Raw genomic sequence first — 20,343 nt, forward strand, 5'->3', positions numbered from 1 at the left:
TCGAGCGGCGTGAGCCAGGAATCCCGCTCGTTCGCGAGGGGGAGGGTTCAAAGGACGTCCTCCGCGGTCACGGGGTCGGCGATTTCGGCCACGGCGGCCGCCTCTCCGGGCGGCCCGCCGTGTGTCCACGGGGTCTGCTCCGGGTCGGGCAGCTTGGGCCCGCCCCGCTGTTCGTGCTCGAAGAGCGTGAAGCAGACCGCGTCGCCCTTGTCCGGCACCGATCCTTCCTCCGGCGCCTTTCCCCGGCCCATCTTGTCGACGACCCGCAGGACGATCAGATCGTCCCCCTCGTACGCGACGAACTCCGCCGCCTGCGGCTTCCCGCCCAGCGACCGGTACACCCTCGCCCGCTCACCGAGATGCGGCCGGTCGCCCGTGCGGACCGTGATCAGCGGGCGCGGGCTGGGGCGCTTGCCCTCGCTGTACGCCATGACGACATCCGTGACCTCGCCCGCGAACGCCTCTCCGGACAGCCGCCGCCCGGCCATCACCAGCGGGTCGTCGAGCGCCTCCTGGGCCTCCAGACGGGCCTGCTCGCGCTCGCGTGCGGCGAGCTTGTTGGCCGCGGTGACCGCGTCGTCGCGGCGCGGCTGCGGGGGCTCGCCGGCCACGATCCGGTCGCGATGGCCGGTGAAGGACCAGCGGTCGCGCGTCCACCGCTCCTCGACGTGTGCCCCGGCGGGCAGGGCTCGCAGGAGGTCGAGGCCGCGCCACACCGCCTCCCAGGTGGGCAGCGTACGGCTCAGCACGAGGTCGCGGATCTCCCGCTCGGCGGTGGTGAGTTCACCGAGCCGGTCGTCCGCCTCCAGTCCGTCCTCCGCGGCGGCGAGGGCGGTGCGCGCACGGTCGTAGCGCTCGATGGCGGGCGCGAGCAGCTTGTTGTCGAACGCCGGGTCGGTGGCCGGACCGGCGGGCGGGCACAGCAGCTGGCCCTGCGCGTCCCGCGCGAGCTCGGCCCGCAGCGCGGCCTCGGCTCCGGACTCGCCCTCCGGAGGGTCGATCCAGGCGAGCAGCGCGCCCAGGTGCTGGTCCTCGAGGCTGGACTGGCCGGTCGCCCAGTGCCGGGCCAGTATGTCCGTCATGGCGAGCAGCAGTGCGGAGCCGGGCACCCGGGCCCGCTCCGCGAAGTGGGTCAGCCACCGGCCGAGCAGCGGGACCCGGGGTGGTGCGGGGTACGGGGTCTCCGGGTCCTGTTCCGCCGTGCGCCGAAAGCGCATGGAGCGTCCCAGCAGTCGTACGAGGTCGACGCCCGCGCGGCTCGGGATGATCAACTGCGGGGCGTCCGCGCACAGTTCGACCTCGACCTTGACCCGCTTGCCGGTCTCGGGGTCCGACTCGGTGCGCTCGGCCGCCTCGACGGCGTCGGCGTACGCGTCGATGTGCGGCAGCACGACGTCCGCCAGCTCGGCGAGGAACGCGAACCTGAGGTCACGGTCGCGTGGCTGCGGTACGACCAGCAGTCGCGGCGTGTCCCGGTCGCAGCCCACCAGTGCGCCGAGCGGGGCGCCGGCCTCACCGGCCGTGGTGAGCGGCACGAGGACGAGAGGGCGGTCGGACAGATGCCGGTGCCGGACCGTGGCGGCGGGCTGGGCGCAACCGGTGGTGACGGCTTCGAGGCGGGCGAGGGTGGAGATCAGCGACACGGGGTGGCCACCTCCTCGGCACGCTGGTTGAGCGCCTCCGCCCGCAGCTCCGCTGCCCGTCGCAGCGCCGCCACCGCCGGGTCGTCCGGGTCGCCGGCCGTTCCGCGGGCCGCCGCGAGCACGTCCTCGACCGTCGTCAGACCGCCCAGCTCCGCCCGCATCGAGCGGCCGAGGGAGGTCACCGCGCCGGCCGCGCGGGAGCGGTCGCGGCAGTGGAAGGCCAGCTCGCAGGCGGACAGGCACTCGGGCGCGTACGTCGCCGGAACCGACTCGACGGCCTCCGTCAGCTCGGCGGCGGGCAGTTCGGGCGAGAAGCAGATGTCCTCGGGGAGCGTGTCGGCGATGTCCTGGATGCGGGTGAGCCGGGCCAGCTGGCGGTCGGTCACCGCGCGCTGCTTGCGTACGTCGACGGCGGACGCGGTGGGCAGGTTGGAGAAGTCCTTCGGGCAGACCAGGAGCACGCGGTGGCGTACCCGCGGGGCGGGGTTGAGGTGGCCGGCGACCTGTTCCAGCGCCAGTACGTACACCGCGGCCTGGCGGGCGGCTGCGCCCACCTTCGCCGGGTCCGCCGAACCGTCCAGCATCGGGAAGGACTTGATCTCGACGACCGTCCAGCTGCCGTCCGGATGCACGACCACCGCGTCCGGCTCCAGGAAGGCGGGTGACCCCGCGACGTCGAGGGCGAGCATGGGATGGTCGAGCAGCGTCCAGTCGGCGGCCTCGACGGCCTCGCGCAGTGCCAGTGCGGTACGCGCGGAGCGCCCCTCGGGGCCGATCGCGGACAGGTCGGGCACGTGCGCGCGTGCGGGCTGTTCGGCGCCCGGGTCCAGCTTTTCGTGCACCAGCCGCAGCAGCTCCGCACCGCCGTCGGCCTTGACCTTCGCCTCGAACGCGTTGCCCCGGGTGAACGCGAACTGCGACTGCCCGAAGGCCGACGGTGCACCCAGCGCGCTCGCCAGCGTCGCCTTGTTCACCCCGGCGCCGTCCAGGATCGCGCGCCGCTTGCAGCCCGGGTTGGCGGCGAGTGCGGCCAGGGCGCGGGCATCCAGCGCCTTGGCCGGTACATCGGGACCGCGCAGCTCAGCGAGCCGGTGCCGCAGCGCTGTCCCCCGCGTCCTGGGGGGCGGCACTCGGCTCGGCTCGTGGCTCGCGCTGCCATGGAATTCGCTCACCCGTGGAAGTCTGGCATCCGCCACTGACAATTGAGGCCGGTGCTGAGGTCTGTGTGCCGCCAGAGCCCGCTGCGCCGGGCGCGAACCGCGCCACCAGCTGCACCCGGACCCGGTTCGCGACCCGCATCACATACGGCGTCAGCAGGAACCCGGCCCCCATCACGGCCGCGCCCGCGACCGCGTCGAGGAAGTAGTGGTTCGCGGTGCCCATCACCACGATCGTCGTCACCAGCGGGTAGACGACGGCGGCGACCTTGGTCAGACGCGTCCCGCCGAACCGCCAGAGGATCACGCCGCACCACAGCGCCCAGCCGCAGTGCAGACTCGGCATCGCCGCGTACTGGTTGGTCAGGCCGCCCAGCCCCTTCGGCGCGCTCGCGTCGCCGCCCCACCAGCCGTACGAGCTGTACTGGGCCATCGTGTCCACGAAGCCGTGGCCGTCGGCGAGCAGGCGCGGCGGGCAGGTCGGCAGCAGCGTGAAACCGATCAGGCCGATGAAGGTGGACGTCATCAGCCAGGTGCGGGCCGCCTGGTAGTGCCGGGAACGGGACCGGAAGAGAAAGATCAGGATCGCGGGCGTGACGGCGTAGTGCAGCGACGCGTACCAGAAGTCGGCCGGGATGCCGATCCAGGCCTCGCGGGTGAACAGGCGGTTGAGCGGATGCTCCGCGTTGAGGTGCAGGGCCTTCTCGATCTTCAGGATCGCCAGGCCGTGGTCGACGGCTTTGGAGACATCGCCCCCGACGAGGAGCCGGCCCGCGGAGTAGCAGGCGTACACCAGCAGGATCAGCGGCAGTTCGGTCCACCAGCGCAGCCGGGTCCGTGGGGCTGCCTCGGTGCTCAGTGTTTCGGCGTGCGGCATCCGATCGCCCTCCCCCTTCTCGTCGCGCGGCCCGGCGCTCCGGACGTACCACTTTACGGTGTATGTGCGCGCCCCCGAGGGGCGCCCCCGGCCCTGATAGACGCAGAGATCGCCCGGCGGGTTGCCCCTTTCTACCGTGCGCGATGATGGACACGCCCGACTCGATTCCTCCCGGAATCCCTCTGGAAAGGTCTTCCATGGCACCGCGCATCCTGCTGGCCCGGCACGGACAGACGGAGTGGTCGCTGTCCGGCAGACACACCGGCAGGACCGACGTCCCCCTGCTCGAGGAGGGCCGCCGCGGCGCCAAACTGCTCGGCGAGCGGCTGCACCGGGCGCCGTACGACACTCTCCCCGGCGTCGAGGTGCGCACCAGCCCGCTGGCACGCGCGCGTGAGACATGCGAACTGGCCGGCTTCGGGGAACGCGCGCGTGCCTGGGACGTGCTCATGGAGTGGGACTACGGCGCGTACGAGGGCATGACGCCCCAGGAGATCCAGGCCGTCCGGCCCGGCTGGCTGATCTGGCGTGACGGGGTGCCGCAGGGGGAGAGCCTGGCCGAGGTGACGGCCCGTGCGGACGAGGCCGTCGCGTGGGCGCGGGCGGAGGACCGGGATGTGCTGGTCTTCGCCCACGGGCACATCCTGAGGTCCATCGGCGCGCGGTGGCTGGGGCTGCCGCTGGATTTCGCGGCTCGGATACGGCTCAATCCCACGTCGTTGTCGGTGCTGGGATGGGCGTACGGCGAGCCGGCGATCGAGAGCTGGAACGACCTGGGGCACCTGGGCGGGTAGGGCGTACGCAGCCGCTCACGCCGTACGCAGTCGCTCATGCCGTACGCGGGAGCGACGCGTGTCTCTCCAGGAAGGCCGATACTTCCGAGGCGCGGCGGTGCGGGAGCAGCACGCGGGCCGTTCCCGCCAGCATGGTCTGGATGCGCGACGACTGGACCTCGTTCAGGAGGTCCAGGACGCGCATGCCGGCCAGGGCCGCCTCGTCGGGGTGGCCGCCGCGGGCCAGGTCGTCGGCGAGTTCGGCGGTGTACAGGGCGATGTTGCGGGTGAAGTGGGGGTCCTGGAGGTGGGCGGCGCGCCGGGCGTGGCGGGCCGCGCGGGGCCAGTCGCCCAGGGTGGACCAGCACTGTGCCTCAAGGCCCTCCAGCTCGGCCTCTCCGTAGAAGCTCATCCACTCGGGGTCGATGTCCGAGGTCCCTCGGTCGTAGAGGGCGTGTGCGCGGGCGAGTGCCTGTTCGCAGCCGGTGCGGTCGGCGAGCCCCGCCCAGCCGCCCGCCTCGCGCAGCGCGAGCAGCGACATCAGGCGCGCGGAGCCCAGCGGGCGGGCGACGCGCTGTGCGGCCTGCGCGGCACGCAACGCCTCCCGCGGCCGTCCCGCGTCCCGCGCGAGGAACGCCGTGTTGCAGAAGGCGTGCGCCTCCAGCCCCGGGTCGCCGGACAACCGGGCGGTCGCGAGCGCCTCCGCGTAGTGCGAGCGCGCATCGTCGAACCGGCCCGAGTCATGGGCCAGCCAGCCCACCGAGATGGCCAGCTCACCGGCGCCCGAGTGCAGCCGGTCGGCGGTCGTCTGCCGGGTCGCGCCGGCGTCGAGCAGGGCGTACGCGGCGCGCAGCGGGGCCGCCGCGCGCCGGTAGAGGCCGTCCGCGCCGTGCCGGTCGTCGAGCAGCCGGATCCTGCGGACGGCTTCCTCCAGAGCGTCCGCCTCGCCCGCTCCGGAACGGCGGGCCGGGCGCTGTGCGGCCGCGGCCTCGAAGGTGAGCCCGATGGGGCCCAGGGCGGCGGCCACTGTGGCGCCCCCGCCGGTCATGAATGCGCGACGTAGCACGTCGCTCTCCTCGTCGTTCTCGTGCGTCTCGTAGGGGTTCTGCGGGTCATACGGCTCGTGTGCCCCCTCCGTCTCACCCATCCCGTACGCCGGGCTCGTGGTGTGCGAAGGGGGCGTGTCGTCGGGTTCGCGCGCCCCGCGTCCGCGTACGGATGCGCGGGGCGCAAAGCCGAGGTCGGTGAGTGTGCGACCGGGGAACATATGCAGGAACACCCGTTCGTATGCGTAGTTGGGGCAGCGGATCTCACCCGCCTCGACCCGACCGACGTAGCGCGCGTCGCAGCTGACCCGCTCACCGATCTCGCGGGCGGCCCGACGGACCGCCGCGGCGAACTCGGCCGGCGAGCGCTGGCCGCGCAGCTGCCGGAACGCGAGATTCGGCCGCGGTGGCCGGGGGTACTGAGACGGGGTCATCTGTGACGACGCCATGGCCGGGTCCTCTCGTGCGAACCGTCGAACCATGCCGGATATAGGGCTGGTTGTCCGTGTGGCACCCTGCGTCCGGCGGGCAAGAACGTACCCGCTGTGTCGGAGCCACCACGCAGTGTTTGGCTACAAACCGGATATCTCATCCACGATCTGCCATGAACTGCCATCCTTTGCGGCGGACTTCCGGCGTAGCCGTTGACGCGGCGACGCGTTGGACTCAGTGGACCGGGAGCCGCCCGACTCCCGACCCGCTCGTCCTAGGAGGGGTTCCGTGGTGGAGGCCGGCGTGGAGACCAGCCAGTGCGTCGCATCGTGTGTGCCGTATGTGCCGAGTGCCCCGGTGACGACGGCGGGGCATGCACCGACGCCGGAGAGCAGTGCGACGCCGTTCGCCGCCGAGTTCGCTGCCGAAGGGGACGGGTGCGATCTTGTGACGGTGCCGGCCCGGCAGGGGCTGGAGGCGGTCGACATTCTGCGGCGCGGGGCCGCCGCGGACTCGGTGGGGCCGGTGCTGCATGACGACGGGTGCGACACCTTGGGGTTCGTGGTGCCGTCGGGGACCGCGGCGGCATGGGACGTGCCCGGGAGTACGTGCACGGAGACGAACGGGCGGGGGCTGTGTCTGAACCCCGAGCCGCCGGTGGAGGGCTCGGACTGGCTGCTGCCCCCGGGAGAGGCCGACCTGGCGACGGACCCCGCGGTGCTGCGGGCGGCGCTGGGGGAGGCGGCCCGGCTGATCGAGGCGGCGGACAACTGTCGGTGACGTGCCCGCGCCGACCTTCCCCCGCGCCCCGATAATGGCCCAATGGGAAAGTCCAGGAACTCACGGCGCCGGGGTGCGGGCGATGCGCCTGTCGTCGAGGCCGTCGACGGTGGGCTGGCCGAGCTCATACCCGACCGGGACCGGGGGCGGGCCTGGACGTTGTTCATCGACGGGGCACCCCAGTCCCATGTGGACCTGGACGACCCCTTGCACCTCTCCTTCGAGTACCAGCGGCGGCTGGGTCACGTCGTCGACCTCGTCGCCCCGCCCGGCGGCCCCGTCCACGTCCTGCATCTCGGCGGCGGGGCGCTGACACTGGCGCGCTATGTCGCCGCCACCCGGCCCCGGTCCACCCAGCAGGTCGTCGAGCGGGACGCCACCCTGGTGGAACTGGTGCGCCGGCAGTTGCCGTTGGAGTCGGGGGCCCGGGTCCGGGTGCGGTCCGTGGACGCGCGGGAGGGGCTCGCCAAGGTGCCCGACGGGTGGGCCGACCTGATCGTCGCCGATGTGTACAGCGGGGCCCGTACGCCCGCCCATCTGACCTCGACCGAGTTCCTCGACGAGGTGCGCAGGGCGCTGAAGCCGGGTGGGTGGTACGCCGCCAATCTCGCGGACGGGCCACCGCTGGCCCATCTGCGGGGGCAGGTCGCCACCGCCTCCGCCTGTTTCGCCGAGCTCGCGCTGATGGCCGACCCGACCGTGCTGCGGGGCAAGCGATTCGGCAACGCCGTCCTCGTCGCCTCCGACCACCCGCTCCCGTTCCCCGAACTCACCCGCCGCGCCGCCTCCGACCCACACCCGGGCCGAGTCGAACACGGCAAACCACTGACCGACTTCACCGGGGGAGCGGCACCGGTCACAGACGCGGTAGCGGTGGCGTCACCCGCACCCCCACCGTCGGTCTTCCGCTGAACGCGGGCGCTGCTGAACGCCGGCTCACCACCACCCCCTAGGGGCGCGGGGAACTGCGCGACCAGCCCTCACCGGCCCGCACCCAGCAAACTGCGCAACCTGCGGAGCTAATAGTTTTCGATCTCCACCCGAGGCGCGCTGTCGTGCCAGGTACAGAACACCGAAACCCGATCCGCCCCCTTCGCGAACTCCAGCCGGATCCACGTCTCCGTCTTCCACACCTGCATCGACCAGCCCGCGGCGGGCGACGCCGACACCAGCGTCGCGTAGGTCTCACTCAGGTCGAAGACCGCTCGCCCACCGTCGGTGTCGTAGCTCTTGACCCGGCCGGAGGCGGTAGGGGACGGGCTGGGGGCTTGCGTCGGCGCCGTCGAGGGCGTCGCACTCGGCTTCGGCGCCGACGGCGGCGTGCTCGACGGGCTGCCCGTCGGCTCGGCGCGTGCTGTCGAGGAGGCCAGCGGCTTCGACTCCTGCGTGGTTGAACCGCCGGAGGCAATGGGCAGGGCGCGCGGCGGGTCGTAGGCCGTTCCCGCCATCACCGTGTGGACACCCCACCACGACAGCGTGACCGCCGCGCCCGTGGCGAGCGTCCACGCCAGTACGTGTATGAGACCTCTGCGCATCGCGGGCCATACTGCCTCACGCATCCCACCGGTGTCGCCCGGATGCACACCGCGAGGAGTTGTCCACAGGCGCCGGACCGGTGTCCATCGCATGGCGTACGGTGCGGCGCATGGCAAGTGTGCTCGTGGTCGAGGACGACCAGTTCGTACGCTCGGCCCTCATCCGGCATCTGACCGATGCCGCGCACACCGTGCGCAGCGTCGGCACCGCGCTTGAGGCGCTGCGCGAGGTCGCCCATTTCCGTTTCGACGTGGTCATCCTCGACCTCGGTCTGCCCGATCTGGACGGGTCAGAGGCGCTGAAGATGCTGCGCGGCATCACCGATGTCCCCGTGATCATCGCCACCGCGCGGGACGACGAGACGGAGATCGTCCGCCTGCTGAACGCGGGCGCGGACGACTACCTGACCAAGCCGTTCTCGGTCGACCACCTCTCCGCCCGGATGGCCGCGGTGCTACGGCGGTCCCGTGCGACGGCGGGGGAGGCGCCCCCGTCCACCGTCATCCGCGTCGGCGGGCTGACCGTGGATCCGCTGCGCCGACAGGCCGAGCTGGACGGCGTACGCCTCGACCTGACCCGGCGCGAGTTCGACCTGCTCGCCTTCCTGGCCGGGCGGCCCGGTGTCGTCGTGGCGCGCAAGGAGCTGCTCGCCGAGGTGTGGCAGCAGTCGTACGGCGACGACCAGACCATCGACGTCCATCTGTCGTGGCTGCGCCGGAAGCTGGGGGAGACGGCGGCGCGACCGCGCTATCTGCACACCCTGCGCGGGGTCGGCGTGAAGCTGGAGCCACCGGGGGTGGAGCCATGAGGTGGGCACTGGTCAAGGTCTCGCTGGCGGTCACCGCCATGGTCGTGGTCGCCTTCGCGGTGCCGCTCGGCCTCGTCATCAAGGAGATGGCCCGCGACCGCGCGTTCTCCAACGCCGAGCGGGAGGCCGCGGCCGTCGCCCCGGCCCTGTCCATCACCACCGACCGCGACCAGCTGGAGCGCGTCGTCGCCTCCGCCGGCTCGGACTCCGGGATGGCCGTGCACATACCGGCCGCCGACGGCGCCACCGCCGTCGACCTGGGCAAGCAGCGCGCCGCCGACGAGGACATCGCGACCGTGCGGAAGGTGGGCCGCGCCTCCACCACGGAGGTGCCCGGCGGCTCCACGCTGCTCCAGCCGGTCGCGCTCAGCTCCGGCGAGATCGCCGTCGTGGAGGTGTACGTCCCCGAGTCCGAGGTCACCAACGGCGTCGACACGGCGTGGGCCGTGCTCGCCGCGGTCGGTGTCGCGCTCGTCGTCGGCTCGGTCGCGGTCGCCGACCGGCTGGGGGTCCGGATGGTGCAGCCCGCGCAGCGTCTGGTCGAGGGTGCGCATGAACTGGGGGAGGGGAAGCTGGGCGCCCGGGTGCCGGAGGAGGGACCGACCGAACTGCGGCTGGCGGCGGTCGCGTTCAACTCCATGGCCGATCAGGTCGTACAACTGCTCGCGAACGAGCGGGAGTTGGCGGCCGATCTGTCCCACCGGCTGCGGACGCCGCTCACCGTGCTCCGGCTCAACGCCGCCTCGCTCGGGGACGGGCCGGCCGCCGAGCAGACCCGTGCCGCCGTCGCGCAGCTGGAACGGGAGGTCGACACGATCATCCAGACGGCGCGGGAGGCCAAGCCGCAGACCGCGGCGCCGGGTGCCGGTGGCGGGTGCGACGCGGCCGAGGTGGTGCGGGAGCGGATGGGGTTCTGGTCTGCGCTCGCCGAGGACGAGGGGCGCAAGGTGCGGGTGGCCGGGGTCGACCGGCCGGTGCGGATACCCGTGGCCCGGGCGGATCTGGCGGCCGCGCTGGACGCCTTGCTGGGCAACGTCTTCCGGCACACTCCCGAGGGCACGGCCTTCGCGGTCGATGTGCACAACGGCGAGGACGCGGTGATCGTGCTGGTCTCCGACGCGGGTCCCGGCATTCTCGACCCCGAGGCGGCGATGGCCCGCGGGCGCGGGTCGGGGAGCGCCGGCTCGACCGGCCTCGGACTCGACATCGTGCGGCGCCTCGCGGAGTCGACGGGCGGCGACGTACGGATCGGTTCCTCGGTGCTGGGCGGCACGGAGGTGCGGATCTGGGTCCAGCTGGACGGGCGGGCGCCGGAGCGGAGGGGGCACCGGGGGACGGTACGTCGGCGCAGGCGCTCGGCTTCCGTGAAGTGAACGCCCTTCCCCCGCCTTTCGTTGTAGTTGCAAGGGGGATTGGTCTCGACCTTTAACCGCCCCCGATCCCATCCTTAAGCCCGCCCTAAGATCCCCAACCCCCGCCCGGATCAGGCGCTTTGCCCGATTCCGGATCGCTAGCGTGCTGCCGCACCCCACCCCCGTGAACAGCGAAGGCAGGCACGCGATGGCGCACCGGCGCAAGGTCAGCAGCAGGAACAAGGTGATAGGCGGCCTGGTCGCTGCGGCCGTGGTCGGCGGCGGCGCGATCCTGTTCACCGGGACCGCGCAGGCGGCAGGCGTCGGCGCCGCGTACACCAGGACCAGTGACTGGTCGACGGGTTACACCGGGCAGTACGTCGTCACGAACAACAGCGGTGAGCGGGACGCCGACTGGACGCTGGAGTTCGATCTGCCCTCCGGCAGCAGACTCGGCTCGTTGTGGAACGCCGAGTCGAGCGTCAGCGGCTCGCACGTCACCGTGAAGCCGGCGTCCTGGGACAAGGACGGCCTGGCGGCCGGCGAGTCGGTCACCGTCGGCTTCGTGGTGAACGGCACCGGCGCCCCGGCCGGCTGTCTCATCGGCGACCAGAAGTGCTCCGCGGACGAGGGCGCCACGCCGGAGCCGAGCGGCCGCCCGACCGAGACCTCGACCCCGACGGCGACCCCGACGCCCACCGCCACGCCGTCCGAGACCGAGACCGCGACCCCGACCGCCACCCCCTCCGAGAGCTCCGGCAACGGCACCACCGCCGCCGCCGGTTTCGCCCCGTACGTCGACACCTCCCTCTACCCGGCCTTCGACCTGGTCGGCGCCGCCGCGGCCACCGGCGTGAAGAACTACAACCTCGCCTTCATCACCGACGGTGGCAGCTGCACGCCCAAGTGGGGCGGCGTGAGCGACCTGGCGAGTGACGCGGTGGCCGCGCAGATCGGCGACCTGCGGGCCAAGGGCGGCGACGTCCGGGTCTCCTTCGGCGGCGCGGCCGGCTCCGAGCTGGCCACGACCTGCTCGTCGGCCGACGCGCTGGCGACGGCGTACACCAAGGTCGTGGACGCCTACAAGCTCACCAAGGTCGACTTCGACGTCGAGGGCGGCGCGCTGCCGGACACGGCGGCGAACACCCGCCGCGCCCAGGCCATCGCCAAGCTTCAGCAGGCGCACCCTGGCCTGGACGTCTCTTTCACCCTCCCGGTCATGCCCGAGGGCCTGACCCAGGCCGGCGTGGACCTGCTGTCCGACGCCAAGAAGAACGGCGTCAGCATCGGCACCGTCAACATCATGGCGATGGACTACGGCCCGGCGTACAGCGGCGACATGGGCACCTACGCCGAGCAGGCCGCCACCGCCACCCAGGCCCAGGTCAAGAGCGTCCTCGGGCTCTCCGACAGCGCGGCCTGGAAGACGGTCGCCGTCACCCCGATGATCGGCGTCAACGACGTCGTGACCGAGATCTTCAAGGTCGACGACGCCACCCAGCTGGTGAACTTCGCGAAGTCCAAGGGCCTCGGCTGGCTGTCGATGTGGTCCGCGACCCGTGACAAGCAGTGCCCGGGCGGCACCAAGCCGTCCGCCGACGCGACATGCAGCTCGATCCTCCAGGACGAGCACGCGTTCTCGAAGGCGTTCGCCGCCTTCCAGTAGGTCAGGCCACCCCCCACAGGGGCGCGCAGCCGCACCGGCGGCTGTGCGCCCCCTTTGCGTCTCCCGACAGGTGCCCGGTGATGTCGATTACGTTTCGACAACTGGGGCGGCAAACCCTTGACGCATGGCAGGACATACGGCTGTTATTACGCCACCCATGTTCGGTCACGTTGATTTCTGAGTGATTACGGCGGAACTCGATGCGGCTCGCTCATGGCCGAACCCTCACCCCTGGAGCCGTTCATGCATGATCTCTCCCCCTCGGGTCTCGCCCTCCCCGCGCCCAGCCGGCGCACCCTGCTGCGCGGCATAGGCGGCGCGGCCGTGCTCGGTGCCGGCATACCCCTGCTCAGCGCCTGCGGCGGCAGCGGCACGGCCGCCGACCCGAAGACGGTCACGCTGGGCTCGAAGGCGTCGGACGCGGTGCCGAAGAAGGCGTTCGCCGACATCTACGCGGCGTACAAGAAGAAGTCCGGCATCACGGTCGACGTGAACACCAAGGACTCCAACACCTTCCAGGAGCAGATCAACTCCTACCTCCAGGGCACGCCGGACGACGTGTTCACTTGGTTCGCCGGCTACCGGATGCAGTTCTTCGCGGCCAAGGGCCTTGCCACCCCGATCGACGACGTGTGGCAGACCATCGGGGGCAACTTCCCCGCGGCGATGCAGAAGCTCAGCAAGGGTGAGGACGGCAAGTACTACTTCGTGCCGCTGTACACGTACCCCTGGGCGATCTTCTACCGGAAGAGCGTCTTCAAGCAGTACGGCTACGAAGTCCCCACCACCTGGGACGACTTCGTCGCGCTGTGCAAGCAGATGCAGAAGGACAAGCTGGTCCCGATCGCCTTCGGCGACAAGGACGCCTGGCCCGCGCTCGGCACCTTCGACCAGATCAACTTCCGTCAGAACGGCTATGACTTCCACGTCGACCTGATGGGCGGCAAGGCGTCCTGGACCGACGCCAAGGTGCGCAAGGTCTTCGACCTGTGGGCCGAGATCCTCCCCTACCACCAGGAGGGTGCCGTCGGCCGTACCTGGCAGGACGCCGCGCAGACCCTGGTGTCGAAGAAGGCGGGCATGTACCTGCTGGGCACCTTCGTGGCGCAGCAGTTCACCAACGCGGCCGACCTGGAAGACCTCGACTTCTTCGCCTTCCCGGAGATCGACCCGGCGTACGGGCAGGACACCGTCGAGGCGCCGACCGACGGCTTCATGATGAGCAAGAGCCCGAAGAACAAGACCGAGGCGGTCAAGCTCCTGGAGTACCTGGGCACTCCGGACGCCGAGACCATCTACCTCAAGTCCGACCCGAGCGCGGTCCACGCCTCCACCAAGGCCGACACCTCGTCGTACACCCCCCTTCAGAAGAAGGCGTACGACATGATCTCCGGCGCCAAGAGCCTCACCCAGTTCATGGACCGCGACAGCCGTCCGGACTTCACCTCCACGGTGATGCAGCCGTCGCTGCAGAAGTTCATCCGCGACCCCAAGGGCGTCGACAGTCTGCTGTCCTCGATCGAGCGCCAGAAGAAGACGATCTTCGCCTCCTCATGACAACCGAAACCACCAAGGAGATCCCGGAGGCGGCCGCCGTGCCGCCTCCGGGCGTTGCCCCCGCACCCAAGGCCCACCGCGGCCACCGCCGTCTGCTCACCCGCCGTGACCGGATCACCCTCGGTTTCATGGCGGGTCTGCCGACGATCCTGCACATCGCCCTCGTCTGGGTCACCGCCCTCGCCTCGATCGCGCTGGCCTTCACCACCTGGGACGGCATCGGCTTCGACACGATCCAGTGGGTCGGGCTCCAGAACTTCAAGGAACTGTTCGAGCAGAACCCGCAGTTCTGGCCCGCCGTCCAGCACAACGTCATCTGGTTCGTGGTGCTGATCGCGATCCCGACCCCGCTCGGCCTGTTCCTGGCGGTGCAGCTGGACAAGAAGATCCGGTTCAGCAGGGTGTACCAGACGGCGTTCTTCCTGCCCGTCGTCATGTCGATGGCCGTCATCGGCTTCGTCTGGCAGCTCATCTACAACCCCGACACCGGACTGATCAACAGCATCATCGGGGCCAACGAGCCGGGCAAGTACATCGACTGGATCGGCGACCCGGACCTCAACCTCTGGGCCATCCTCATCGCCGCGTCCTGGCGCCACACCGGCTACATGATGATCCTCTACCTGGCCGGCCTGAAGGGCGTCGACCCGTCGCTGCGGGAGGCGTCCGCGCTCGACGGCGCCAACGAGTGGCAGACGTTCAAGAACGTCATCTTCCCGACGCTGCGCCCCACCAACACCGTCGTCCTGGTCGTCACCATCATCGAGGCCCTGCGCGCCTTCGACCTGGTCTTCGTCTTCAACAAGGGCGCCGAGGGCACCGAGTTGCTCTCGATCCTGGTCACCAACAACATCATCGGCGAGTCCAGCCGCATCGGTTACGGCTCCGCGATCGCGGTCGTCCTGCTGCTGATCTCGCTCGTCGTGATCATTCCGTACCTGGTGGCCACCTTCCGGAAGGAGCGGCGCGCATGAGCACCACCGTCGTGACCAAGTCCCGTACGCCCGTCCGCCCCGCCCGGATCCTGCTGCACCTCTTCCTCGCGGGCGCCTCACTGGCCTGGCTCGGGCCGCTGCTCTGGGCGCTGTACTCGGCCATGCGGCCGTACGCGGAGACGAGTGAGAAGGGATATGTGTCCTGGCCGGACACGTTGAACTTCGACAACTTCACCAACGCGTTCACGCAGTCGGACATGGGCCACTACTTCGTCAACACGTTGATCATCGCCGTGCCGGCGGTGCTGTTGACGCTGTTCCTGTCCTCGATGGTCGCCTTCTACGTCAGCCGCTTCGACTTCCGCCTCAACATCGCGCTGCTGCTCGTCTTCACGGCGGGCAACCTGCTCCCGCAGCAGGTCATCATCACCCCGCTGTACCGGATGTACCTGCTGATCGACCTGCCCGGCATCACCATGTCCGGCAAGCTGTACGACTCCGCGCTCGGCCTGGTCCTCATCCATGTCGCGTTCCAGTCCGGCTTCTGCGCCTTCGTGCTGAGCAACTACATGCGCTCGCTGCCGCACGAGCTCACCGAGGCCGCGCTGGTGGACGGCGCCTCGGTGTGGCGCCAGTACTGGCAGATCGTGCTGCCGCTGTGCCGCCCGGCGATGGCCGCCCTGGCCACGTTGTTGTCCATCTGGATCTACAACGACTTCTTCTGGGCCCTCGTCCTGATCTCGACCGGCGAGAACATGCCGATCACCTCGGCGCTCAACAACCTCACCGGGGCGTACTTCACCGACCCCAACCTGGTCGCCGCCGGCGCCCTGCTCACCGCGATCCCCACGCTGATCGTGTACTTCGTGCTCCAGCGCCAGTTCGTCAGCGGCCTGACCCTGGGCGCCAACAAGGGCTGACCCCCCTTTCCCCGAAAGAGAACCCCGTGCACACCCCCTTCACCCCGCTCGCCACCGTCCCCGTGGACCCGCGCACCGCCCGCGTCCACGAGGAGGGCTGGCAGTCCTGGAGCCCCAGCGGCGCCTACGCCCTCGGCGACACCCCCCACCGCCCGACCAACGCCAACTGGGCGACCGTCTGCTACCGCCCCGGCGTCACCGTCCCCGCCGGGACCTTCCAGGGCGAGGGGCTGCTCGCGCTCGACCCGGGCGACGGCTCACCGGTCCGGCTGTGGGCGGCGGCGGACCCGCGGCACACGGTCCCGTCCATCCGGCTGACCGTCCAGGGCGACCACGCGGAGGTCAGCGCCGACGGGCCGGTGAAGCTGCTGACCGGGACGTCCGTCCAGGCGGTGCTGGCGGACTGGGCCGACGGCCTCGGCACACCGGCCCCTCGCCCGGCACCCACCGTCTGGTGCTCCTGGTACGAGTACTTCACCAACGTCACCGAGGACGACATCCACGAGAACCTCCGTGCGATGGACACCCTCGACCTGCCCATCGACGTCGTCCAGATCGACGACGGCTACCAGAGCGCCCTCGGCGACTGGCTCACCCTCTCCGGCCGCTTCCGCTCCCGCGCGGGCATCGCCGACACGATCCGCGCCCGGGGCCGCCGGGCGGGCATCTGGACGGCACCGTTCCTGGTGGACCCGAGCAGCAATCTGGCCGCCACCCAGCCCAACTGGCTGGTGCGCGACGAGAACGGCGCGCCCCTGAACGCCGGCGTCAACTGGGGCCACGACCTGTACGTCCTGGACACCACGCACCCGGAGGCCGCGGCCTACCTGGTCGAGGTGTTCACCACCCTGCGCGCCGAGGGCTACGACTACTTCAAGGTCGACTTCCTCTACGCGGGCGCCCTGGACGGCGTACGGCACTCCGGCGCGGACGCACTCACCGCGTACCGCGAGGGCATCACCCTCATCCGTGAGGCGATCGGCGAGGAGGCGTACTTGCTGGGCTGCGGCGCCCCGATCCTCCCCTCCATCGGCCTGTTCGACGCGATGCGCGTCAGCGCCGACACGGCCCCGTACCGCCGCCCCCAGGCCGACGACTACAGCCAACCCGGCCAGGACGCCGCCGAGTTCACGGGCGTCGGACGACGGTGGCAGCACGGGCGGCTCTGGATCAACGACCCGGACTGTCTGATGGCGCGTCCGGCGGTCGAGACGCGGGAGCGCTGGGCCGCGCACGTGGAGGCGACCGGCGGCCTGATGGCGTCCAGCGACCGGCTGCTGTCGCTGGACGAGTGGGGCGTGCAGACGACTCGCCGCCTTCTCACCGGAGTTGACGCATGCTGAACGTCCCGGGCATCGCCTACGGCGGCGACTACAACCCCGAGCAGTGGCCCGAGGACGTCTGGGCCGAGGACGTACGCCTGATGCGCGAGGCCGGCGTGACCATGGTCAGCGTCGGCATCTTCTCCTGGGCGCTGCTCGAACCGTCCGAGGGCGAGTACGACTTCTCGCGCATGGACCGGATCCTCGGTCTGCTGCACGAGCACGGCATCGCCGCCGACCTGGCGACCCCGACGGCCGCACCCCCGGCGTGGTTCTTCAAGGCCCACCCGGAGGCGCTGCCCGTCGACAAGGACGGCCGCAGGCTCTCGTACGGCAGCCGCCAGACGTTCTGCCCTTCGAGCCCGGCCTACCGGGAGGCGGCGCTGCGGATCGCGGGCGCGCTGGCCGAGCGGTACGCCGACCACCCGGCTGTGGTGATGTGGCACGTCCACAACGAGTACGGCTGCCACAACGCGGAGTGCTACTGCGACGAGAGCGCGGCGGCGTTCCGCGGCTGGCTGCGGGCCAAGTACGACGACCTGGCGGCGCTGAACCACGCCTGGGGCACCGCCTTCTGGAGCCAGTGGTACTACGACTGGGACGAGATCATCCCGCCCCGCGCGACGGGCGCCGTCCCCAACCCGACCCACCAGCTGGACTGGCGCCGCTTCTGTAGCGACGCACTGCTGTCGCTGTACAAGGCCGAACGGGACGTACTGCGGGAGGCGGCCCCGTCGACCCCCGCCACCACCAACTTCATGGTGATGTACAACTTCGACGCCCTGGACTACTGGCGCTGGGCCCCCGAGCTGGACGTGGTCTCGAACGACCACTACCTCCAGTCCGCCGACCCCGAGTCGGAGATCGACATCGCGCTCAGCGGCGACCTGGTGCGCTCCCTCGCGGGCGGCCCCTGGCTGCTGATGGAGCACTCGACGGGCGCGGTGAACTGGCAGCCGGTCAACAGGGCGAAGGACCCAGGGGAGTTGCGCCGCAACGCCCTCGCCCATGTCGCCCACGGTGCGGACGGCATCGCCTACTTCCAGTGGCGGGCCGCCAGGGCGGGCGCCGAACAGTGGCACTCGGCGATGCTGCCGCACGCGGGGACGGACAGCCAGATCTGGCGGGACGTCGTCCGACTCGGCGCGGATCTCAAGGCGTTGGCCGAAGTGCGCGGCAGCACGGGTACGGCGGAAGTGGCCGTGGTCTGGGACTGGGACGCACGCTGGGCGATGGAGCTGCCGTCGCAGCCGAGCGAGCAGGTCCGCTTCCAGGACCTGGTCCGTGACTGGTACGAGCCCCTGTGGCGGGCGGGCGTCGCCGTGGACTTCGTACGCCCGGACGCGGAGTTGTCCTCGTACCGTCTGGTCCTGGCCCCCAGCCTCTACCTGATCGACGACACGGGCGCCGCCAACCTCACCGGCTTCGCCGAGCGCGGCGGGACGCTGGCCGTCGGCTTCCACAGCGGGATGGTCGACCACAACTGCCATGTACGGCTGGGCGGTTACCCGGGCGCGTTCCGGGAGGCGCTCGGCGTCCGCACGGACGAACTGTTCCCGCTGCTGCCGGGCGAGAGGGTCGGCCTCGGCGGCGACGCGACCGGAACCCTGTGGTCGGAGCGCGTCCGCCTGGAAGGCGCCGAGGCGGTGGCGTCGTACACGGACGGCCCGCTGGAGGGAGTCCCGGCGGTGACCCGCAACTCCCACGGCACCGGCACGACCTGGTATCTGTCCACTCGCCCCGACCCGGACACCCTCGCCGCCCTCCTGGAGCGCATCCGCGACGAGGCAGGCGTACGGCCGGTGCTGGACGCCGTCCCCGAGGGCATCGAGGCGGTGCTGCGGCGCGGCACGGACGCCGACTACCTCTTCCTGATCGACCATGCCGGAAAGGGAGCCGAGATCCCGGTCCCCTCGGACGCCACCGAACTCCTCACCGGGAAGCCGGTCACGGAGGGCACGGTCGAGGTGGCGCCGGGAGAGATCGCGGTCGTACGGCAGCCCCACTAGAAGACAGCCCCACTGGACAGCAACCCCACCGAACAGACCGGGGCGCGGCACGACCCTCGACGTGCCGCGCCCCGCCCCCCGCTCAGTCCCCCTCTACGGCCGGCAACGCCCCCGTGCGCGCTGCCTCCCCGTACCACAGCGCGCTCGACTTCGGCGTCCGCTCCAGCGTCGAGTAGTCCACATAGACCGCGCCGAAGCGCTTGCCGTAGCCGTACGCCCACTCGAAGTTGTCCATCAGGGACCACAGGTAGTAGCCGCGGACGTCGGCGCCGTCGCTGATCGCCCGGCGTACGGCGGTCAGGTGGCCGTGGAGGTAGGCGATCCGCTCGGGGTCGTGGACGCGGCCGTCCGGGTCCGGCTTGTCGTCGTAGGCGGCGCCGTTCTCCGTCACGTACAGGGGCAGGCCCGGAGCCTCCCGCGTGTAGCGCATGATCAGGTCGTGCAGGCCGGTCGGGTCGATCGTCCAGCCCATCTCCGTGCGCTCGCCCGGGGTCTGGTGGAAGGCGACGTCGTCCGCGCCCGGCCAGGGGGAGAACGAGCTCGCTCCGTGGCCGTCCACCCGCGGGCCGCTCGCGTCCGGCTCCGTCGCCGAAACCAGCGCCGGGGTGTAGTAGTTGAGGCCCAGCGCGTCCAACGGCTGGTGGATCAGGGCGAGATCGCCGTCCAGGACGTACGACCAGTCCGTGACCGACGACGTCGCCGCGAACAGTGTCTCCGGGTAGCGGCCGCTGAGCATCGGACCGTGGAAGACGCCGTTGGCGAGGTCGTCGATCTTCCGGGCCGCCGCCAGGTCGGCCGGGTCCTCGGAAACCGTCCTGACCACCGAGGAGTTGAGGCTCACCGCCACGGAGTTGCGGGCCGGCATCGCCGAGCGCAGAGCCGACGTACCCAGTCCGTGCGCCAGGTTCAGATGGTGGGCCGCCTTCAGCGAGGCCGCCGCGTCCGTGCGGCCCGGCGCGTGCACCCCCGACCCGTAGCCCAGGAACGCGCTGCACCACGGCTCGTTGAGTGTGATCCACTGCTCCACCCGGTCACCGAGCGCCTCGCCGACGATCCGCGCGTACTCGGCGAACCGGAACGCCGTGTCCCGCTCCGGCCAGCCGCCCGCGTCCTCCAGCTCCTGCGGCAGATCCCAGTGGTAGAGGGTGAGGGCCGGTTTGATGCCGGCCGCCAGCAGTTCGTCGACCAGCCGGCGGTAGAAGTCCAGGCCGCGCTGGACGGCAGGACCGCGGCCCGTCGGCTGCACCCGCGGCCAGGAGACCGAGAAGCGGTACGCGGTCAGGCCCAGCTCCGCCATCAGCGCGACGTCCTCGCGGTAGCGGTGGTAGTGGTCGACAGCGATGTCACCGTGCTCACCGCCGGCCGTCCTCCCCGGCGTATGGCTGAAGGTGTCCCAGATCGAGGGGGTGCGGCCGTCCTCCCGCACCGCCCCCTCGATCTGGTACGCGGAGGTCGCGGCGCCCCAGAGGAAGGCGGGAGGAAAGGTCACGGGCGTTTCGGACTCAGGCATGGAAGCGCTCCCATTGGAGG

Annotated in this window: 17 protein-coding genes; 11 read left to right on the top strand and 6 right to left on the bottom strand. The window is 71.1% G+C overall.

Annotation, left to right across the window (positions count from 1 at the left end; all coding sequences use genetic code 11):
* Positions 1-47: 47 nt before the first annotated feature.
* The 3 genes from KCH87_RS33800 to KCH87_RS33810 are packed head-to-tail and all read right to left on the bottom strand — an operon-like array spanning position 48 to position 3,677.
* A complete protein-coding gene (locus KCH87_RS33800; protein ID WP_210591161.1) occupies positions 48-1,643 on the bottom strand; it encodes a hypothetical protein in 1,596 nt (531 codons plus the stop codon).
* Positions 1,634-2,773, bottom strand: a complete 1,140-nt coding sequence (locus KCH87_RS33805) for a hypothetical protein (RefSeq protein WP_210591395.1) — start codon at positions 2,771-2,773, stop codon at positions 1,634-1,636. Before KCH87_RS33805 ends, KCH87_RS33800 begins: the two co-directional genes overlap by 10 nt.
* Positions 2,724-3,677 (bottom strand): phosphatase PAP2 family protein, encoded by a 954-nt coding sequence (locus tag KCH87_RS33810; protein ID WP_210591164.1) that lies wholly within the window; start codon positions 3,675-3,677, stop codon positions 2,724-2,726. Before KCH87_RS33810 ends, KCH87_RS33805 begins: the two co-directional genes overlap by 50 nt.
* A 197-nt stretch (positions 3,678-3,874) precedes the next feature.
* On the opposite strand from KCH87_RS33810, the gene KCH87_RS33815 reads away from it, so the two are divergent.
* Positions 3,875-4,471 (top strand): histidine phosphatase family protein, encoded by a 597-nt coding sequence (locus KCH87_RS33815; protein ID WP_210591167.1) that lies wholly within the window; start codon positions 3,875-3,877, stop codon positions 4,469-4,471.
* Positions 4,472-4,505: 34 nt separating this feature from the next.
* Here KCH87_RS33815 and KCH87_RS33820 read toward each other — a convergent pair whose 3' ends face one another.
* The gene (locus KCH87_RS33820; RefSeq protein WP_210591170.1) at positions 4,506-5,945 is read right to left on the bottom strand and encodes a hypothetical protein; all 1,440 of its coding nucleotides are present in this window, start codon (positions 5,943-5,945) and stop codon (positions 4,506-4,508) included.
* A gap of 271 nt (positions 5,946-6,216) precedes the next feature.
* On the opposite strand from KCH87_RS33820, the gene KCH87_RS49550 reads away from it, so the two are divergent.
* Together KCH87_RS49550 and KCH87_RS33830 are read left to right on the top strand one after the other, a co-directional pair.
* On the top strand, positions 6,217-6,708 hold the full coding sequence (locus KCH87_RS49550) for a hypothetical protein (protein ID WP_308298986.1): 492 nt from the start codon (positions 6,217-6,219) through the stop codon (positions 6,706-6,708).
* 42 nt (positions 6,709-6,750) lie between these two features.
* Positions 6,751-7,620, top strand: coding sequence for a spermidine synthase (locus KCH87_RS33830; protein ID WP_210591172.1), 870 nt, complete (start codon positions 6,751-6,753; stop codon positions 7,618-7,620).
* A gap of 107 nt (positions 7,621-7,727) precedes the next feature.
* Here KCH87_RS33830 and KCH87_RS33835 read toward each other — a convergent pair whose 3' ends face one another.
* Positions 7,728-8,243 (bottom strand): hypothetical protein, encoded by a 516-nt coding sequence (locus KCH87_RS33835; RefSeq protein WP_210591400.1) that lies wholly within the window; start codon positions 8,241-8,243, stop codon positions 7,728-7,730.
* A gap of 110 nt (positions 8,244-8,353) precedes the next feature.
* Here KCH87_RS33835 and KCH87_RS33840 point away from each other — a divergent pair, with 110 nt between their 5' ends.
* The 8 genes from KCH87_RS33840 to KCH87_RS33875 all read left to right on the top strand — a co-directional run bounded on the left by KCH87_RS33840 (position 8,354) and on the right by KCH87_RS33875 (position 18,813).
* Positions 8,354-9,052: a response regulator transcription factor gene (locus KCH87_RS33840; RefSeq protein ID WP_210591175.1), complete on the top strand. Its 699-nt coding sequence runs from the start codon at positions 8,354-8,356 to the stop codon at positions 9,050-9,052.
* Positions 9,049-10,425, top strand: coding sequence for a HAMP domain-containing sensor histidine kinase (locus KCH87_RS33845; protein WP_210591177.1), 1,377 nt, complete (start codon positions 9,049-9,051; stop codon positions 10,423-10,425). The genes KCH87_RS33840 and KCH87_RS33845 overlap by 4 nt, the downstream gene beginning before the upstream one ends.
* A gap of 187 nt (positions 10,426-10,612) precedes the next feature.
* Complete coding sequence (locus KCH87_RS33850) at positions 10,613-12,070, top strand: cellulose binding domain-containing protein (RefSeq protein WP_210591403.1); 1,458 nt, start codon at positions 10,613-10,615, stop codon at positions 12,068-12,070.
* Positions 12,071-12,313: 243 nt separating this feature from the next.
* A complete protein-coding gene (locus tag KCH87_RS33855) occupies positions 12,314-13,627 on the top strand; it encodes an ABC transporter substrate-binding protein (protein WP_210591180.1) in 1,314 nt (437 codons plus the stop codon).
* Positions 13,624-14,601: a carbohydrate ABC transporter permease gene (locus KCH87_RS33860; RefSeq protein ID WP_210591183.1), complete on the top strand. Its 978-nt coding sequence runs from the start codon at positions 13,624-13,626 to the stop codon at positions 14,599-14,601. The genes KCH87_RS33855 and KCH87_RS33860 overlap by 4 nt, the downstream gene beginning before the upstream one ends.
* A complete protein-coding gene (locus KCH87_RS33865; protein WP_210591185.1) occupies positions 14,598-15,482 on the top strand; it encodes a carbohydrate ABC transporter permease in 885 nt (294 codons plus the stop codon). The genes KCH87_RS33860 and KCH87_RS33865 overlap by 4 nt, the downstream gene beginning before the upstream one ends.
* Positions 15,483-15,508: 26 nt before the next feature.
* Positions 15,509-16,825, top strand: coding sequence for a glycoside hydrolase family 36 protein (locus KCH87_RS33870; protein ID WP_210591187.1), 1,317 nt, complete (start codon positions 15,509-15,511; stop codon positions 16,823-16,825).
* A complete protein-coding gene (locus KCH87_RS33875; protein ID WP_210591189.1) occupies positions 16,819-18,813 on the top strand; it encodes a beta-galactosidase in 1,995 nt (664 codons plus the stop codon). Before KCH87_RS33870 ends, KCH87_RS33875 begins: the two co-directional genes overlap by 7 nt.
* A gap of 82 nt (positions 18,814-18,895) precedes the next feature.
* Here the strand turns inward: KCH87_RS33875 and KCH87_RS33880 are convergent, their stop codons facing one another.
* Positions 18,896-20,323: a GH1 family beta-glucosidase gene (locus KCH87_RS33880; protein WP_210591191.1), complete on the bottom strand. Its 1,428-nt coding sequence runs from the start codon at positions 20,321-20,323 to the stop codon at positions 18,896-18,898.
* Positions 20,324-20,343 lie beyond the last annotated feature (20 nt).

Origin of the sequence: Streptomyces sp. GESEQ-35 (genome assembly GCF_017948485.1) — a bacterium.
Taxonomy (GTDB): Bacteria; Actinomycetota; Actinomycetes; order Streptomycetales; family Streptomycetaceae; genus Streptomyces.

Coding starts and splice junctions, on each gene's coding strand:
- KCH87_RS33855 (WP_210591180.1), top strand. CDS start 12,314: ATGCATGATCTCTCCCCCTCGGGTCTCGCCCTCCCCGCGCCCAGCCGG.
- KCH87_RS33810 (WP_210591164.1), bottom strand. CDS start 3,677: ATGCCGCACGCCGAAACACTGAGCACCGAGGCAGCCCCACGGACCCGG.
- KCH87_RS33815 (WP_210591167.1), top strand. CDS start 3,875: ATGGCACCGCGCATCCTGCTGGCCCGGCACGGACAGACGGAGTGGTCG.
- KCH87_RS33830 (WP_210591172.1), top strand. CDS start 6,751: ATGGGAAAGTCCAGGAACTCACGGCGCCGGGGTGCGGGCGATGCGCCT.
- KCH87_RS33875 (WP_210591189.1), top strand. CDS start 16,819: ATGCTGAACGTCCCGGGCATCGCCTACGGCGGCGACTACAACCCCGAG.
- KCH87_RS33850 (WP_210591403.1), top strand. CDS start 10,613: ATGGCGCACCGGCGCAAGGTCAGCAGCAGGAACAAGGTGATAGGCGGC.
- KCH87_RS33840 (WP_210591175.1), top strand. CDS start 8,354: ATGGCAAGTGTGCTCGTGGTCGAGGACGACCAGTTCGTACGCTCGGCC.
- KCH87_RS33865 (WP_210591185.1), top strand. CDS start 14,598: ATGAGCACCACCGTCGTGACCAAGTCCCGTACGCCCGTCCGCCCCGCC.
- KCH87_RS33880 (WP_210591191.1), bottom strand. CDS start 20,323: ATGCCTGAGTCCGAAACGCCCGTGACCTTTCCTCCCGCCTTCCTCTGG.
- KCH87_RS33835 (WP_210591400.1), bottom strand. CDS start 8,243: ATGCGCAGAGGTCTCATACACGTACTGGCGTGGACGCTCGCCACGGGC.
- KCH87_RS33820 (WP_210591170.1), bottom strand. CDS start 5,945: ATGGCGTCGTCACAGATGACCCCGTCTCAGTACCCCCGGCCACCGCGG.
- KCH87_RS33860 (WP_210591183.1), top strand. CDS start 13,624: ATGACAACCGAAACCACCAAGGAGATCCCGGAGGCGGCCGCCGTGCCG.
- KCH87_RS33845 (WP_210591177.1), top strand. CDS start 9,049: ATGAGGTGGGCACTGGTCAAGGTCTCGCTGGCGGTCACCGCCATGGTC.